The organism is Streptomyces sp. NPDC001532, assembly GCF_040298625.1.
GTDB lineage: Bacteria > Actinomycetota > Actinomycetes > Streptomycetales > Streptomycetaceae > Streptomyces.
Map to the genome: position 1 here is coordinate 40171 of NZ_JBEPAL010000025.1, position 16250 is coordinate 56420.

15 protein-coding genes are annotated in these 16250 nt (G+C 73.5%); 10 read left to right on the forward strand and 5 right to left on the reverse strand.

Features of this window, described 5'->3' with window-relative positions:
• Nucleotides 1–78: 78 nt before the first annotated feature.
• From ABT232_RS22740 to ABT232_RS22755, 4 genes are read left to right on the forward strand one after another with little or no spacing between them, the layout of a single operon-like run.
• Nucleotides 79–267: a DUF1272 domain-containing protein gene (locus ABT232_RS22740; RefSeq protein WP_351842702.1), complete on the forward strand. Its 189-nt coding sequence runs from the start codon at nucleotides 79–81 to the stop codon at nucleotides 265–267.
• Between the two features lie 55 nt (nucleotides 268–322).
• Nucleotides 323–907: a TetR/AcrR family transcriptional regulator gene (locus tag ABT232_RS22745; protein ID WP_351842704.1), complete on the forward strand. Its 585-nt coding sequence runs from the start codon at nucleotides 323–325 to the stop codon at nucleotides 905–907.
• Nucleotides 908–951: 44 nt separating this feature from the next.
• On the forward strand, nucleotides 952–2373 hold the full coding sequence (locus tag ABT232_RS22750) for an MFS transporter (protein WP_450871616.1): 1422 nt from the start codon (nucleotides 952–954) through the stop codon (nucleotides 2371–2373).
• A gap of 54 nt (nucleotides 2374–2427) precedes the next feature.
• A complete protein-coding gene (locus ABT232_RS22755; RefSeq protein ID WP_351842708.1) occupies nucleotides 2428–3192 on the forward strand; it encodes an SDR family NAD(P)-dependent oxidoreductase in 765 nt (254 codons plus the stop codon).
• 19 nt (nucleotides 3193–3211) lie between these two features.
• Here the strand turns inward: ABT232_RS22755 and ABT232_RS22760 are convergent, their stop codons facing one another.
• Nucleotides 3212–4456 (reverse strand): ROK family protein, encoded by a 1245-nt coding sequence (locus ABT232_RS22760; RefSeq protein WP_351842710.1) that lies wholly within the window; start codon nucleotides 4454–4456, stop codon nucleotides 3212–3214.
• On the reverse strand, nucleotides 4453–5160 hold the full coding sequence (locus ABT232_RS22765; RefSeq protein ID WP_351842712.1) for an alpha-ketoglutarate-dependent dioxygenase AlkB family protein: 708 nt from the start codon (nucleotides 5158–5160) through the stop codon (nucleotides 4453–4455). Before ABT232_RS22765 ends, ABT232_RS22760 begins: the two co-directional genes overlap by 4 nt.
• A gap of 86 nt (nucleotides 5161–5246) precedes the next feature.
• Here ABT232_RS22765 and ABT232_RS22770 point away from each other — a divergent pair, with 86 nt between their 5' ends.
• Nucleotides 5247–6395, forward strand: a complete 1149-nt coding sequence (locus tag ABT232_RS22770) for a methyltransferase (protein ID WP_351842714.1) — start codon at nucleotides 5247–5249, stop codon at nucleotides 6393–6395.
• On the opposite strand, the gene ABT232_RS22775 is transcribed toward ABT232_RS22770, so the two are convergent.
• Both ABT232_RS22775 and ABT232_RS22780 read right to left on the reverse strand, forming a co-directional pair.
• Complete coding sequence (locus ABT232_RS22775) at nucleotides 6370–7224, reverse strand: class II fructose-bisphosphate aldolase (RefSeq protein WP_351842716.1); 855 nt, start codon at nucleotides 7222–7224, stop codon at nucleotides 6370–6372. The two genes, ABT232_RS22770 and ABT232_RS22775, sit on opposite strands and share 26 nt — an antisense overlap.
• Nucleotides 7225–7275: 51 nt before the next feature.
• Nucleotides 7276–8157, reverse strand: coding sequence for an SIS domain-containing protein (locus ABT232_RS22780; protein ID WP_351842718.1), 882 nt, complete (start codon nucleotides 8155–8157; stop codon nucleotides 7276–7278).
• Nucleotides 8158–8284: 127 nt separating this feature from the next.
• Between ABT232_RS22780 and ABT232_RS22785 the strand changes: the two genes are divergently transcribed.
• From ABT232_RS22785 to ABT232_RS22795, 3 genes are all read left to right on the forward strand, one after another.
• Nucleotides 8285–9064: a DeoR/GlpR family DNA-binding transcription regulator gene (locus ABT232_RS22785; RefSeq protein ID WP_351842720.1), complete on the forward strand. Its 780-nt coding sequence runs from the start codon at nucleotides 8285–8287 to the stop codon at nucleotides 9062–9064.
• A gap of 170 nt (nucleotides 9065–9234) precedes the next feature.
• Nucleotides 9235–11067 (forward strand): glycoside hydrolase family 15 protein, encoded by a 1833-nt coding sequence (locus ABT232_RS22790; protein ID WP_351842722.1) that lies wholly within the window; start codon nucleotides 9235–9237, stop codon nucleotides 11065–11067.
• A 28-nt stretch (nucleotides 11068–11095) separates the two neighbouring features.
• Nucleotides 11096–12628 (forward strand): amidohydrolase, encoded by a 1533-nt coding sequence (locus tag ABT232_RS22795; protein ID WP_351842724.1) that lies wholly within the window; start codon nucleotides 11096–11098, stop codon nucleotides 12626–12628.
• A 49-nt stretch (nucleotides 12629–12677) separates the two neighbouring features.
• Here the strand turns inward: ABT232_RS22795 and ABT232_RS22800 are convergent, their stop codons facing one another.
• The gene (locus ABT232_RS22800) at nucleotides 12678–14009 is read right to left on the reverse strand and encodes a lysine N(6)-hydroxylase/L-ornithine N(5)-oxygenase family protein (RefSeq protein WP_351842726.1); all 1332 of its coding nucleotides are present in this window, start codon (nucleotides 14007–14009) and stop codon (nucleotides 12678–12680) included.
• 84 nt (nucleotides 14010–14093) lie between these two features.
• On the opposite strand from ABT232_RS22800, the gene ABT232_RS22805 reads away from it, so the two are divergent.
• Both ABT232_RS22805 and ABT232_RS22810 read left to right on the forward strand, forming a co-directional pair.
• The gene (locus ABT232_RS22805) at nucleotides 14094–15053 is read left to right on the forward strand and encodes a methionyl-tRNA formyltransferase (protein WP_351842728.1); all 960 of its coding nucleotides are present in this window, start codon (nucleotides 14094–14096) and stop codon (nucleotides 15051–15053) included.
• Between the two features lie 124 nt (nucleotides 15054–15177).
• Nucleotides 15178–16197: an ABC transporter substrate-binding protein gene (locus ABT232_RS22810; RefSeq protein ID WP_351842730.1), complete on the forward strand. Its 1020-nt coding sequence runs from the start codon at nucleotides 15178–15180 to the stop codon at nucleotides 16195–16197.
• Nucleotides 16198–16250: the final 53 nt, after the last annotated feature.

Genomic DNA, 16250 nt, shown 5'->3' on the forward strand with positions numbered 1-16250 from the left:
CGCTGCGGCGGCTCCCGCGAGCCCGCAGGATGAAGGTCCATCGGACCGCCGGGTCCGGCATGAGGAGGGGGACGGGACATGGCCCTGGAGATGCGCGACCGCTGTGAGCGCTGTGAGACGGCGGAGCTGCCGGCGGACGCGTCGGCGCTGATCTGCTCGTACGAGTGCACGTTCTGTGTGCCGTGCGGCGCCGCCATGCAGGGGATCTGTCCCAACTGCGGCGGTGAACTGGTGGCCCGTCCGCGCCGGAGCGCGGCGGTGGCCTAGCCGAACACCCCTGGATTACTTGACCGTTCGTTCTGGAATCGCCTAGGGTCAAGTCATGGCCAGGAGCAAGGAATTCGATCCTGACGCCGCCCTGCAGTCGGCCCTCGAACTGTTCTGGCGGCGGGGGTACGAGGCGACGTCCATGGCGGACCTCGTCGACCACCTCGGCATCGGACGCGCCAGCATCTACGCCACCTTCGGCAACAAGCGGGACCTGTACCTCAAGGCGCTCGACCGGTACGGCGAGTCCCACAACCCGTCGCTGCTGCGCGAGTTGTCGCAGCCGGGTCCCGCCCTGCCCGCCGTACGCACGGTGGTGCGGCGGTTCGCGGCGGAGGCGGCGGACGAGGCGCGGCGCGCGGCCGGCTGTTTCGTCACCAACACGGCCGCCGAACTGGCCCCGCACGACAGCGCGGCGGCCCGCCGGGTCGAGCTGAGCTGGGAGCATCTGGAGACCCTGCTGCACTCGGCGCTGCTGCGCGCCCAGGCGCAGGGCGAGCTGCCCGAGGAGCGCGATCCGCGCTCGCTGGCCCGCATGCTGCTGGTGCTGCTGCAAGGCCTGCGCGTGGTGGGCAAGGCCTCCACCGACCCGGCCCGGGTACGGGACGCGGCGGAGCAGGCGCTCGCACTGCTGGACTGAACCGGACCGCACCTCTAGCGACCGCCCGAGCGGCGGTCGCTGCTTTGCGGCCCTCATATTTGACCGATCGATCCAGAAAGGGAGGGCTCATGACCGCGGTCGACGCCGTGCCGGCCCGCTCCGGGCGTGCCCGCGGCCACCGGATGGCCTTCGCGCTGCTCGGCTCCTTACAGGTCACCCTGATCTTCACCCTGGCCGCCATAGCCGTCCCCCTGCCCGAGATCGGCCGTCAGTTCCAGCTGGCGCGCGAGGAGTTGATCCTGCTGAGCGCGGCCTACGGGCTCGGCTTCGCCGGACCGCTGCTGCTCGGGGGCCGCCTCGCCGACCGGTGCGGCGCGCGGCGCGCCCTGCTCGCCGGTCTGCTGCTCCTCGGCGCGGCCTCGGCCGCCGCCCCGCTCGCCCCTACCCATCCCGCGCTGCTCGCGGCCCGGTTCGCGCAGGGTGTCGGAGCGGCGCTGATCGCACCGGCCGCGATGGCCGCCCTGCGGACGCTGTTCCCCGATCCCCGCGCCCACCGCCGCGCGACGGCGACCTGGGGCGGGCTGTCGGTGCTCGGCGCCACCGCGGGCAACCTGCTCTCCGGCGTCGTCTCGGCGCTGCTGTCCTGGCGTTGGGCCCTCGCCGCGCCCCTCGCCGTCACCGCCCTCGCCCTGCCGCTCGTGCCCCGGCTGCTCCCGCCCGACGGCCCGCCGGTCCGCGGGGCCCGCCTCGACGTGACCGGCGCGGTCCTCGCGACCGCCGGGATCACGTCCGTCAGTTACGGACTCGTCCTCACCGACGCCTGGTCCTGGGGTTCGGCGCGGGTGCTCGGCCCGCTCGCGGCCGGTGCCGTCCTGCTCGCCGTCTTCCCGCGCGTGGAGCGGCGTACCGCCGACCCGGTGCTGCCGCCGGGATTCCTGCGGGACCGGCGGCGGGCGCTCGGGCTGCTCGCCACGGCGCTGACGGCGGCCGGGACCAGCACCGTGTTCGTCCTGCTCTCGCTCCATCTCCAGCAGGAGCGGGGCTGGTCGGCGCTGCGGACGTCGGCGGCGTTCGTGCCGTTCGCCGCCGCGCTGCTGCTCTCCGGCCGGGTGGCGGGGCGGCTCGTCGGGCGGTTCGGGCCGGTCGTGGTGACCGGCGGCGGGCTCGCCACGGCCGCCACCGGGCTCGGACTGCTCGCCCTCACCGGACTCGACACCGGCATCCCGTACGGCCACGGCGTCCTGCCCGGCCTGCTCCTGCTGCCCGTCGGGGCCGCCGCCGCCTTCGCCGGGTCGGCGGTCCTCGCCACCGACCGGGTGCCCGCCGACCGCACCGGGCTGGCCGGCGGAGTGCACAACACCGCGATGGAGGTCGGCCCGACCGTCCTCTTCGCCCTGCTGCTGGCCGCCGGCGGCGACCGGGCGAGCCTCGCCGCCGCGGCGCTGCTCTTCGCGGCGGCGGCGCCGCTGCTGCACCTCGCGCGCCTGCGGCCGTTCACCCCCTGACAGACCCACCCCTCACCCGCGACATCCGACACACCCCGCGAAAGGCGGACCACCATGACCCGCGCACGTTTCACCGACCGCGTCGTCCTCGTCACCGGCGCCGGATCCGGCATCGGCCGGACCACCGCCCTGGCCTTCGCCGCCGAAGGGGCCCGGGTCGTCGTGGCCGGGCGCGGCCGGGCGGCGCTCGACGAGACCGTCGCCCTGATCGAGGCGGCGGGCGGCACGGCCGTCGCCCACGCCGCCGACGTCAGCCGCGCCGACGAGGTGGCCGCGCTGGTGCGGGCCGCCGTCGACCGGTTCGGCTCGCTCGACGTGGCCGTGAACAACGCGGGCGTCTTCCGGGGCGGGCCGCTCACCGAACTGTCCGAGGAGGACTGGCGGACCGTGCTCGACATCAACGTCACCGGCGTCTTCCTCGCGCTGGCGGCCGAGATACGGCAGATGCGCAGCCAGCCCGGCGGCGGCGCGATCGTCAACGTCGCGTCCAACCTGGGCGCGCACCAGCAGGTCAACGGCACCACCGCCTACGCCGCGACCAAGGCGGCCGTCGCCTCGCTCACCCGCGGCGCCGCGCTGGACCACATCGGCGAGGGCGTCCGGATCAACGCGGTCAGCCCCGGGGCGTCCGACACCGGGATGTCACTGCGGCCCGGCGAGACCGAGGAGGAGCGGGCCGTACGGATGAAGGACGAGTCGCCGCTGGGCCGGGTGTCGTCGACGGAGGAGGTGGCCGAGGCGGTGCTGTACCTGGCCTCCGACGCCGCGGCCTCCCTGGTCGGCACGGACCTGGTGATCGACGGCGGCGCCTCGCTCTGAGCCCGCTGCCTCCCGGAGCTCAGGAACCGGCCAGTGCCCCCAGCGGATCGTCCAGGACCGGCTGCCACGCCAGTTCCGCCGCGCCGACCAGGCTGTTGTGGTCCAGGGTGCAGGGCAGGATCGGGACACCGCCGCTGCGGCCCCACAGGCTGCGGTCGGCCACGACCGCGCGCAGGCGCTCGGGGTCGGCTTCCAGCAGGGTGCGGTGCAGGCCGCCGAGGATGATGCGGTCCGGGTTGAGGATGTTGACGAGTCCGGCGAGGCCGAGGCCCAGCCGGTCGATCAGGGCCTCGGCGGCCGTCCTGACCGCCGGGTCGCCGTACTCCTCGCGCAGCAGGTCGCCGGCCTGCTTCAGCAGGGACACCTCGGGGCCGGGGGCGCGGCCGGCCGTGGTGAGCAGGGCCAGCGGGTCGGCCTCGACGTCGAGGCAGCCTCGGCTGCCGCAGTGGCAGGGCCGGCCCTCGGGGTTGACGGTGAGGTGGCCGACCTCCAGGGCGAGGCCGGAGCTGCCGGAGTGCAGCCGTCCGTCGAGGACCAGCGCGCCGCCGACGCCGCGGTGCCCGGTGGCCACGCACAGCAGGTCGCGGGAGCCGCGCCCGGCGCCGTGCCGGTGCTCGGCGAGCGCGGCGAGGTTGACGTCGTTGGCGGCGAAGGCCGGTCCGGTGATCCCGGCGGCGCGCACGCAGTCGGCGAAGATCTCCCGCACCGGCGCGCCCGCCGGCCAGGCGAGGTGCAGCGGGTTCAGGGCCAGGCCCTCCGGTTCGGCGACCGCGGACGGCACCGCGAGTCCGGCGCCCACGCAGCGCCGGCCGGTCTGCCGCAGCAGTTCCGCGCCGGCCTCCACGACGGAGCCGAGCACCTTCGCGGGGTCGGCGTCCACGGTCTCGCAGCCGGGGGCGGTGGCGACGATCCGGCCGCCGAGGCCGACCAGCGCGGCCCGGAAGCCGTCGGCGTGCACCTGGGCGGCCAGCGCCACGGGCCCCTCCTCGGCGAGCCGCAGCCGGTGCGAGGGCCGGCCCTGGGAGCCGGCGGCGGCGCCGGGCCGGGCGTCGACCTGGATCAGGCCCAGCGCCTCCAGCTCGGCGGCGACCGCGCCGGCGGTGGCGCGGGTGACGCCGAGTTCGGCGGTGAGGACCGCGCGGGTGGGCGCCCGTCCGGTGTGCACGAGCTCCAGCGCGGGCCCGAGCGCACCGCGCCCCCGGTCCAACCGCGCCCGTGAGGTGGTCCCTTCCCCCGCCGGCCGGGGGTCCGCCTTGCCGCTCATGAGGGCGAGTCTCCCATGATCCGCGGGTCGGCCGGCGCGGGTCGGCCGGTGGCCGGGAAGCCGCTCACCCGCAGCGTCACGTTGAGGCGTCCGCGCAGGCCGAGGGCGGGTGGCGCGGTGCCGGGACGGACGCGCGGCACCCCGTGGTGGGCGAGCCGGGAGGGTCCGCCGAAGACGAAGAGGTCGCCGCTGCGCAGCTCGACGTCGGTCCAGGGCCGGGACCGGTTCTCGGTGTTGCCGAAGCGGAAGACGCAGGTGTCGCCGAGGCTCAGGGACACCACGGGCGCGTCGGACCGCTCGTCGGCGTCGCGGTGCATGCCCATGCGGGCGTCGCCGTCGTAGAAGTTGATCAGAGCGATGTCGTAGGCGGCGTCCGCGACGGCGTCAGGGCCGAGCGCGTCGGCGACGGCGCGGCGGCCCAGCTCGCCGAGCCAGCCGGGGAACGGCTTCACCGGGGCGTGGTCGCCGTCGACGACGGTGCGGGCGTAGGCGTACGGGTACCAGTGCCAGCCGAGGCACACCTGGCGGGCGGTCATGGTGCCGCCGCCGGGGGTGCGGACGGTGCGCAGTCCGGCGGGCGGGCGGGCCCAGTCGCGGCAGGCGGCCAGCAGCTCGCGCTGGCCGTCCGGGTCCAGCCAGTCGGGGACGTGGACCGCGCCGAGTGCGATCCGCGTCCGCTCGCGGGGGAACAGCTCGCCGTCCATGCCGTCCATCCTCCCCCACCGGCCCCGGCGGCCCCACCGCCCCTGAGCTGCGGCTCGGCTAGCCTTGACGCACGATGAACGACCGTATGACGACTCCCTGGGGCGAGCTGGCGCTCTCCCGTTTCCCCGAGGACCCGCGCGACCGCCTGCGGGCCTGGGACGCCTCCGACGCGTATCTGCTGCGGCATCTGGCGGACCGGGAGGTGCCGCTCACCGGCACGGTCGTGGTGGTCGGCGACCGCTGGGGCGCGCTGGCGACGGCACTGGCGGCGCACGCGCCGACGCAGATCACCGACTCCTTCCTCGCCCAGGAGGCGACCCGGGCGAACCTGGCGCGGGCCGGTGTCGAGCCCGGCGCGGTCCGGCTGCTGACCACGCAGGATCCGCCGCCGGACCGGATCGACGTGCTGCTGGTGCGGGTGCCGAAGAGCCTCGCGCTGCTGGAGGACCAGTTGCTGCGGCTGGCGCCGGCGCTGCACGAGGGCTCGGTGGTGGTCGGCACCGGCATGGTGAAGGAGATCCACACCTCCACGCTCCAGCTGTTCGAGCGGATCGTCGGGCCGACCCGCACCTCGCTCGCCGAGCAGAAGGCCCGGCTGATCCTCAGCACGCCGGACCCCTCGCTGCCCCGGCCCGCCAACCCGTGGCCGCACACCTACGCCCTGCCCGGCGGGGTCGGGCCGGTCTCCGGGCGCACCGTCGTCAACCACGCGGGTGTGTTCTGCGCCGACCGGCTGGACATCGGCACCCGGTTCTTCCTCGGGCATCTGCCGCGGACCCGGGGCCCGCAGCGGGTGGTGGATCTGGGCTGCGGCAACGGGGTGGTGGGCACGGCGGTGGCGCTGGCCAATCCGCGCGCCGAGGTGCTGTTCACGGACGAGTCGTTCCAGGCGGTGGCGTCCGCCGAGGCGACGTACAGGGCCAACGGGGTGCCGGGGCACGCCGAGTTCCGGGTCGGGGACGGGCTGGCCGGGGTGCCGTCCGGGAGTGTGGACGTCGTGCTGAACAATCCGCCGTTCCACTCCCATCAGGCGACGACGGACGCGACGGCCTGGCGGATGTTCACCGGTGCCCGGCGGGTGCTGCGGCCGGGCGGCGAGCTGTGGGTGGTCGGCAACCGGCATCTGGGCTACCACGTGAAGCTGCGCCGGCTGTTCGGGGACAGCGAGGTCGTCGCGAGCGACCGGAAGTTCGTGGTGCTGCGGGCGGTCAGGCGGGATCGAGCGTCCGGATGATCCGGGTCACCGCCTCCGCCATCGCCTCGCGGCCCACGGTGAGGTAGCCGCGGGAGTCGACCGCCTCGGGGTGGGCGGCGAGGTAGGTCCGGATCGCGCCGGTCATGGCGATGTTCAGGGCGGTGCCGATGTTCACCTTGGTGATGCCGCCCGTGACGGCCGCGGTGAGTTCGCCGTCCGGCAGGCCCGAGGAGCCGTGCAGCACCAGCGGCACGTCGAGTCCGGCGTGGAGGTGTTTGAGCAGAACGTGGTCGAGGCGCGCGGTGCGGGTGGTCATGGCGTGGACGCTGCCGACGGCGATGGCGAGGGCGTCGACGCCGGTGTCGGCGACGAAGGCGCGGGCCTGCGCCGGGCGGGTGCGCGCGCCGGGTGCGTGGGCGTCCAGCGGGGGTCGTCCGTCCTTGCCGCCGACCTCCCCCAACTCGGCCTCGATCCACAGGCCCTGGGCGTGTGCCCAGTCGGCGGCGGCGCGGGTCGCGGCCAGGTTCTCGGCGTACGGCAGCCGGGCCGCGTCGTACATCACGGAGCTGAACCCGGCCTCGGGGGCCTGCCGCAGCAGGTGGTCGCTCTGGACGTGGTCGAGGTGGAGGGCGACGGGGACGGCGGCGCGTTCGGCGGCGGCGACCGCGGCGCGGGCCAGCGGGAGCAGCCGTCCGTAGCGGAACTTCACGGCGTTCTCGCTGACCTGGAGGACGACGGGTGAGCCGGCCGTCTCGGCTCCGGCGACGACGGCCTCGATGTGTTCCAGGGTGATGATGTTGAAGGCGGCCACGGCGCGGCGGGCCGTGGCGGCGCTGGTGACGAGCTCGCCGGTGGTGACGAGGGGCACGTCCGGTCCTTTCCGATCGTCGCCGGTCCGTTCCGGCGCGGGTGTCGGCTGTCAGGGCGCGAGGATCACCGAGCGGGTGAGGTGGCGGGGGTGGTCCGGGTCGAGGCCGCGGGCCGCGGCGACGGCGACCGCGAGGCGCTGGGCGCGGACGAGTTCGGCGAGCGGGTCGAGGCCGCCCGCCACCCACTGGGCGCCGGTGGCCCGTACCTGTGCGGCGAGCCCCGGGGGTGCCTCGCCGAGCATCCAGGTCGCGGTGCCCCGGGTGGTGACGCTGATGGGGCCGTGGCGGTACTCGGTGGCCGGGTAGGACTCGGTCCAGGCGCGGGCGGCCTCGCGCATCTTCAGGGCGGCCTCGTCGGCGAGGCCCACGGTCCAGCCGCGGCCGAGGAAGGTGAACTGGGCGCGGTCGACGAGCCCTTCGGGCAGGTCGCCGTCGAGGGCGGTGCGGGCGTCGGCGACGACGGTGTCGGTGTGCCGTCCGAGGTGGGCGCGGAGCAGGGTGAGCGCGGTGGTGGCGAACCTGGTCTGCACGACGGACCGTTCGTCGGCCCAGTCGAGGACCACGAGATCGTCGGCGGCCTCCTGGACGGGGGTGTGCGGGTCGGCGGTGATGGCGGTGGTGCGGATCCGGCCGCGCACCTTGCCGAGCAGTTCGAGCACTTCGGTGGTGGTGCCGGAGCGGCTGAGGGCGACCATCCGGTCGTAGCGGCGGCCGGCCGGGAACTCGGAGGCGGCGAAGGCGTCGGTCTCGCCGTGGCCGGCCTCCTCCCGCAGCGCGGCGGCGGCCCGCGCCATGAAGTACGAGGTGCCGCAGCCGACGAGCGCGACCCGCTCACCGGGCGCGGGCAGGGCCGCGCGGTGGTCCGGGGCCTCGGCGGCGGCCCGGGTCCAGCACTCCGGTTGGGTGCGCAGTTCGTCCTCGACATGGGTCATGCCGTGTCCCCTCCCACTCCCGTGATTGTTTTTGCAAGATAGCGCGATGTTTCGAGCATCTTCAAGCATTCGGACGGAGGTGGGGTGCGCTAGGGTCGCCGGGAGGGACGAGGAACGGAGGGTGCGGATGTCGCGCGACGCCCGCTGGAAGGCGCTGCTGGAACTGCTCGTCGAGCGGGGCCGGCTGGACGTCGAGGAGGCCGCCGCCGAGCTGGAGGTCTCGGCCGCCACGATCCGCCGGGACTTCGACCAGCTTTCCGAGCAGCAGATGCTCGTCCGCACCCGCGGCGGAGCGGTGGTGCACGGGGTGTCGTACGAGCTGCCGCTGCGCTACAAGACGGCCCGCCGCGCCTCGGAGAAGCAGCGGGTGGCGAAGGCGGTGGCGGAGCTGATCGCGCCCGGCGAGGCGGTCGGGCTGACCGGCGGCACCACCACCACCGAGGTGGCCCGCGCCCTCGCCGTGCGCGGCGACCTCGGCTCCGGCTCCCCCGCGCTCACCGTCGTCACCAACGCGCTGAACATCGCCAACGAGCTGGCGGTGCGGCCCCAGTTCAAGATCGTGGTGACCGGCGGGGTGGCCCGGGCGCAGTCCTACGAGCTGATCGGGCCGCTCGCGGACGGCGTGCTCGGCCAGGTCACACTGGATGTGGCGGTGCTGGGTGTGGTCGCCCTCGACGTGGTGCACGGCGCCGCCGCGCACGACGAGGCGGAGGCCGCGATCAACCGGTTGCTGTGCGAGCGGGCCGAGCGGGTGGTGGTCGCCGCCGACTCCAGCAAGCTGGGCCGCCGGGCGTTCGCCCGGATCTGCGGCACCGAGGCGGTGGACACCCTCGTGACCGACACGGCGGCGGACGAAGGCCTGGTCCGGCGGTTCGAGGAGGCCGGGATCAGGGTCCTGACGGTGTGAGCGCGGTGGCCCCGCGGTGGCCTCGCGGTGGTCTTTCGGTGGAGTGCCGCCCGGCATCATCGAGCCCTGATCGCGCCGGGCTCGCGGACTGATCGATTCCGTGCGTTCGGCTCTGGTGACCGGCCTAAGCTGGAATTCGCGCTGGGGCGGACCGTTCGAGGGAGGCTGCGATGGCAGAGGCACCGAGGGACGACACTTCCGGAGGATCGCGCTATCTGCCGATCGCCGAGCACGGCCTGATCGGCGATCTTCGCAGCGTCGCCCTGGTGGGCACGGACGGCACGATCGACTGGTACTGCTGCCCCGCCTTCGACGCCCCGAGCGTCTTCGCCTCCATCCTGGACGCGGAGCGCGGCGGCTCCTACCAGCTGTCCGCGGCCGGCCCGGCGAAGACCAAGCAGTTCTACTTCCCGGACACCAACGTCCTGATCACCCGCTTCTTCACCGAGGACGGCGTGGGCGAGGTGCAGGACTTCATGCCGGTCATCGGCGAGGCGGCGGAGGCCGACCGGCACCGGCTGATCCGGCGGGTGATCTGCGTGCGCGGCTCGGTCGTCTTCCGCACCCGGGTGGCGCCGCGCTTCGACTTCGGCACCCAGCCGCACACCCTGCGCATGGACGGCGAGGTGGCGGTCTTCGAGTCGCCCGCGCTGTCCCTTGCGCTCACCGCGACGGTGCCGCTGGAGGCCGACGGGCAGGACGCGCGGGCGGAGTTCAAGCTGGCCGAGGGCGAGACCGCGGTGTTCGCGCTCGACCAGGTCGGCGGGCAGGTGTCCCCGCGCCGCTGTGCCCGGCTGGAGGCGGAGGAGCAGTTCGACGCCACGGTGAAGTACTGGCGGCGCTGGCTGTCGCAGTCCAAGTACCGGGGCCGCTGGCGGGAGATGGTGCACCGCTCGGCGCTCACCCTGAAGCTGCTCACCTACGCGCCCACCGGCGCGATCGTCGCCGCCCCGACGACCAGCCTGCCCGAGCAGCCGGGCGGTGAGCGCAACTGGGACTACCGGTACGTCTGGGTGCGCGACGCCGCGTTCTGCGTGTACGCGCTGCTGCGGCTGGGCTTCACCGGCGAGGCCGAGGCCTTCATGAACTTCGTGACCCGGCACATCAGTCCGGGCGACGGACACGCCTCCGGCCCGCTCCAGATCATGTACGGCATCGACGGCCGCACCGATCTGACCGAGCGTGAACTCGACCACCTGGAGGGCCACGAGGGCTCCGCCCCGGTCCGGGTCGGCAACGCCGCCGCCGAACAGCTCCAGCTGGACATCTACGGCGCGCTCATCGACTCCATCTACCTGTACGACAAGTGGGCGAAGCCCATCTCCTCCGCCCAGTGGGACGACGTGTCCGCGCTGGTCGACTGGGTGTGCGAGCACTGGGACCAGCCGGACGAGGGCATCTGGGAGACCCGCGGCGGCCGCAAGAACTTCCTGTACTCGCGGCTGATGTGCTGGGTGGCGATCGAGCGGGCCATCCGGATGGCCAACCGCCGCGGTCTGCCCGCCGACCTGCCGCGCTGGCAGGCCGTCCGCGACGCCATCTACCGGCGGATCCACAGCCGCGGCTGGTCCGAGCGGCGGCAGGCGTTCATGCAGTACGAGGACGGTGACGTGCTGGACGCGGCGGTGCTGATGATGCCGCTGACCAAGTTCATCGCGCCGACCGACCCCAAGTGGCTGTCCACGCTGGACGCGTTGACCGAGGAGCTGGTCTCCGACTCGCTGGTCTACCGCTACGACCCGGAGGCCAGCCCCGACGGACTGCGCGGCGACGAGGGCACCTTCTCCATCTGCTCGTTCTGGTACGTCGAGGCGATGGTGCACGCCGGCCGGGTGGACGAGGCACGGCTGGCCTTCGAGAAGATGCTGACCTACGCCAACCACCTGGGTCTGTACGCCGAGGAGATCGGCCACACCGGTGAGCAGCAGGGCAACTTCCCGCAGGCGTTCACCCATCTCGCCCTGATCAGTGCCGCGTTCAACCTGGACCGCGCGCTCGGCTGACCGTCGCCCGCCCCTCGGGAGAGTCCGTATGACGAGCCTCGACGGCGTACCGCGCCCTCGCACCGCCGCCGCGCCGGCGCCGCCGCCGCTGACCCTGACCGGGGTGCGGATCGGCGCGGGCGGGCCGCCGGGCGCGCTGCGGATCGCGGGCGGCCGGATCGCCGCCGTGGCGGCGGACGCCGGCGAGCTGGGGACGGAGGTCGGGGAGGCCGTCGTGGACCTGGCGGGGCGGGTCGTCCTGCCCGGCCTGGTGGACGCCCATGTGCACGCCGCGCAGTGGGCGAGCGTGCGGCACCGGCTGGATCTGTCCGGTGCGCGATCCGCGCGGGCGGTCGCCGAGGCGGTCCGGCTGCGGGCGGCCGTGCCGGACGGGGCAAGGGTGCTGACCGGGTACGGCTTCCGGGACGGGCTGTGGCCCGACGCGCCGCACAAGGCAGCGCTGGACGCGGTGTGCCCGGACCGTCCGGTCGCGCTGCTCAGCGCCGATCTGCACGCGGCCTGGCTGAACTCGGCGGGGCTCGCGCTGGTGGGCCGGGGCGGGCATCCGACCGGGGTGCTGCGGGAGGACGAGTGCTTCTCGGCGGTCGCGGCGCTGCCCGAGGTGCCCGAGGAGACCCTCGACCGGTGGGTCGCCGAGGCCTGCGAGGCGGCCGCCGCGCGCGGCGTCACCGCGGTCGTCGACTTCCACTACGCCGACAACCTCACCGACTGGGCCCGCCGTGCCGCCGTCGCGCCGCTCGCCGTGCTGGTGGAGGCGGCCGTCTATCCGGAGCACCTGGACGCGGCGATCGGCCGCGGCCTGCGCACCGGTGACGTGCTGCCCGGCACCGGCGGCCTGGTGCGGGTCGGCCCGCTGAAGCTGTTCACGGACGGCTCTCTCAACACGCGGACCGCGCTGTGCCGCGACCCGTATCCGGGCCTGGAGGGCACTGAGGAGGCATACGGCATCACACAGACGCCGTACGAGGAGCTGGTGCGGCTGATGCGGCGGGCCGCCGGGCACGGCGTCGAGCCCGCGGTGCACGCCATCGGGGACCGGGCCAACACCCTGGCCCTGGACGCGTTCGCGGCGGTGCGCTGCCGGGGGCGGATCGAGCACGCGCAGTTGCTGACCGCCGAGGACGTGCCGCGGTTCGCCGCGCTGGGGGTGACGGCGGGGGTGCAGCCCGCGCACGCCCCGGACGACCGGGACGTGGCGGACCGGCACTGGGCGGGGCGCACCGGGCGGGCGTTCGCCTACGGGGACCTGCTGGCCGCCGGGGCGCGGCTGGAGTTCGGTTCGGACGCCCCGGTGTCCCCGCTGGACCCGTGGCTGGGTGTCGCGGCGGCGGTCGGGCGGACCGGTGACGAGCGGCCCGCCTGGCATCCGGAGCAGGCGATACCGGTGCGGGCGGCGCTCACCGCGTCGGCCCGTGGGCGGGCGCTGATCAGGGTCGGTGATCCGGCCGACCTGGTGGTGGTGGACGTCGATCCGCTGACCGCCGGCACGAGCACCCTGCGGGAGATGCCCGTGCACGCCACGCTGCTGGGTGGCCGCTGGACGCACGGCCCGAGGAGGTGACGGGCCTGGGACCTGCCGGGCCTGTGACGTGCGCCGGGGTGACGGATCGTCAGGGCCGGGCCGTGCGGCGGGCGAGCAGGGAATGGTGGATCTCGCCCGCGCGGATCGCCGTGGTGGACAGCAGGGACGAGGTCAGCCCGTGGGTGTGCTCGGTGCTGCCCTGGAGGTAGATGCCGGCGGTGACGTCGGGCGCGGTCTCCACCAGGTGGTCGCGGGTGACGCGGAGGGCGTCCCCGTCGTCGCGCAGGCACACCTTGGCCGCCTCGCCGAGCAGGGCGGCCGGATCGCGCGGCCGGTAGCCGGTGGCGTGCACCAGCAGATCGGCGCGCAGGGCCCGCAGTTCGCCGGTGGGCAGGAACTCCACGGCGACGTCGAGTGAGCCGTCGGTGCGGGTGCGGACCTCGCGGATGCGGGAGACGTTGAGGAAGCGCAGCCGCTCGCGGCCGGTGACCTTCTCCTGGTAGGCGGTGGCGTACAGCGCCTCGATGAGGTCCATGTCGACCACCGAGTAGTTGGTGGAGCGGTGGTAGTCGAACAGGGACTGCTTCACCTCGGAAGGGGCGGTGAAGTAGACATCCACCGCCTCCGGGTCGAAGATGCGGTTGGCGAAGGGGCTGTCGTCGGCGGGTGTGTAGCCGTACTTGGCGAAGACCGCGCAGATCTCGGCGTCGGGGAAGGAGCGGTGCAGGTAGTCGACGGTCTCGGCGGCGCTCTGACCGGCGCCCAGTACGACCGCCCGGCGCACCGGGGCGCGCTGCGCGGAGAGTTCGGCGACGCGGGGCAGCAGTTCACTGTTGTGCCAGACCCGGTCGGACAGGGTGGCGCCGGGCGGCACATGGGGTTCGAGGCCGACGGCGACGCTGAGGTCGCGGGCGCGGCGGGTCACCGTGCGGCCGGGGTGTTCGGGGTCGCGGCAGACGACGTCGAAGGCGGTGACGGTGCCGGTCTCGTCGCGCACCGGTTCGATGGCGGTCACCTCGTGGTCGTAGGCCACCAGGTGGCGGACGCGTTCGGCGGCCCAGGCGAAGTACTCGTGGAACTCCACCCGCAGCGGGAAGAGCGTCTTCTGGTTGAGGAAGTCGACCAGCCGGCCGCGCTCCCGTAAGAAGCACAGGAAGCTGAAGTCGCTGGCCGGGTCGCGCAGGGTGACGAGGTCCTTGAGGAAGGACACCTGCATGGTCGCGTCGTCGATGAGCATTCCCTTGTGCCAGCCGAAGCCCGGCTGGCGTTCCAGGAACAGGGAGTTGAGCTGCCGCTCCGCCGGAAGTGACGCGTTGTGTTCCTCGATCGCTATGGCCAGGGCGAGATTCGACGGGCCGAAGCCTATTCCGAGAACGTCGTGGATGCTGTTCGAGTCCGATCCCTTGAGCGGTGATTTCACCGTGGCATCGCCTCCCTCAGGCAGCCACATGTTAGATAAGGTAAGCCTTACCTTGCAATGGAGCCGCCGGAGGGGAGAACCGTCATGCGCGTCGTCATGTTCGGGTACCAGACCTGGGGTCACCGCACGCTCCAGTCCCTGCTCGACTCCGATCACGAGGTCACCCTCGTGGTCACCCACCCCAGGAGCGACCACGCCTACGAGAAGATCTGGGACGACAACGTCGCCGAACTCGCCGAGAAGAACGATGTCCCGGTCCTGCTGCGCAACCGCCCCGACGACCCCGAACTCCTCACCGCGCTGCGGGCGGCCCGCCCGGACATCATCGTCGCCAACAACTGGCGCACCTGGCTGCCGCCGGAGGTCTTCGACCTGCCCCCGCACGGCACGCTCAACATCCACGACTCGCTGCTGCCCGCCTACGCCGGCTTCTCGCCCCTGATCTGGGCGCTGCTGAACGGCGAGGAACGGGTCGGGGTGACCGCGCACCGCATGAACGGCGAACTCGACGCCGGGGACGTCCTGATCCAGCGCGCGATCCCGGTCGGGCCCACCGACACCGTGACGGATCTGTTCCACCGGACCGTCGACCTGATCGCCCCGATCGTGCGGGAGTCGCTCGACCTCATCGCCTCCGGCAGGGACGCGGGCCTCTGGCAGCCGCAGGACCGCAGCCGCGCGAGCTTCTTCCACAAGCGGTCCGCGCGGGACAGCCTGATCGACTGGACCTGGCCCGCCGAACGGCTGGAACGCCTGGTGCGCGCCCAGTCGGACCCCTATCCGAACGCGTACACCTTCCACCGCGGGCAGCGGCTGCGGATCGTCTCCGCCGCCGCCTCACAGGGCCGCTACGGCGGCACACCGGGCCGGATCTTCATCCGCGAGGGGGACGGCGTGGTCGTGGTCGCGGGCGCCGACGCCCACACCGGCCGCAACCCCGGACTGCTGATCCGGCGGCTGCGCACCGACGACGGCACCGAGTACGCGGCGACCGACTGGTTCCGGACGATGGGCGGCTATCTCACCGGCTCGCTCGAACAATGACGGATCGTCAATGTGTGCGTGTCACATGGCACTTGACCGGCGCTGCTCACTGAGGCAAGGCTTTCCTTGCTTCGCTGACGACCGTACGCATTTGCCCGTACCTGGCGGAAAAGGGGCGCTGTACATGTCGAGACCGTTCCTGAGGACCCTGCTCACCGTCTGTCTGGCCGCCGGGCTGGCCGCCTGCGGCTCCGTGGCGGACGACGAGGAGGGCGACGGGTCGCCGGGCGGGACGCGGGCGGGGGCCTCCTCCGACGCGTTCCCGGTGAGCATCAAGCACAAGTTCGGCACCACCGAGATCAAGCAGGCACCCGAGCGGATCGTGGTGATCGGCGACGGCGGCACGGACGACGTGGACGCGCTCTACGCCCTCGGCGTGCACCCCGTCGCCATGTCCAAGGACGCCTTCGCCGCCGACGGCATCCACCCCTGGCTCAAGGACGAGGTCGACACCGGGCGGACCAAGCTCCTCGACACCATGAACGGCGTCGACTACGAGGAGGTCGCCGCCCTTCAGCCCGATCTGATCCTCGCCACCTCCGACTTCCAGCTGGACAAGAACTACGACAAGCTCGCCGCGGTGGCGCCCACCATCGGCTTCGAGACGGCCTGGGGCTCGCAGACCTGGCAGGAGCACGTCCAGGTGGTCGCGAAGGCCGTCGGCAGGCAGGAGCGCGGCGAGCAGGTCGTCGCCGACACCGAGGCCGCCATCGCCGACGTGAAGGAGAAGCACCCCGGACTGGCCGGCAAGACCTACAGCCTGTCCATCGGCAACACACCGGCCAAGATCTTCACCATCGCCTCCGAGGACGACTTCGCGGCCAAGCTGATGAGCGAACTGGGCCTGCGGCTCACCGAGTCGGTGACGGACATCAAGACGGTCAGCGGCAGCCCCACCGGCGAACTCTCCTCCGAGCAGCTCGACAAGCTCGACGCCGACCTCGTCGTCATCGCCTTCACCACACCCGAGCTGAGGAAGGCGTTCGAGGCCAGCACGCTGGTCAAGAACATGGACGCGGTCAAGGAGGACCACTACGTGGTGACCGACGTGTCCACCATCAGCCAGCTGCGCAGCCCGTCCGCGCTCGGCATCCCGTGGGCGCTGGACAACCTGGAACCGGGCTTCGCCAAGCTCGACGAGTAGCCGGGGGCGGAGGAGGCGGAGCGGCGGGGCGCGCGAGGCGCCCCGCCGCTTCG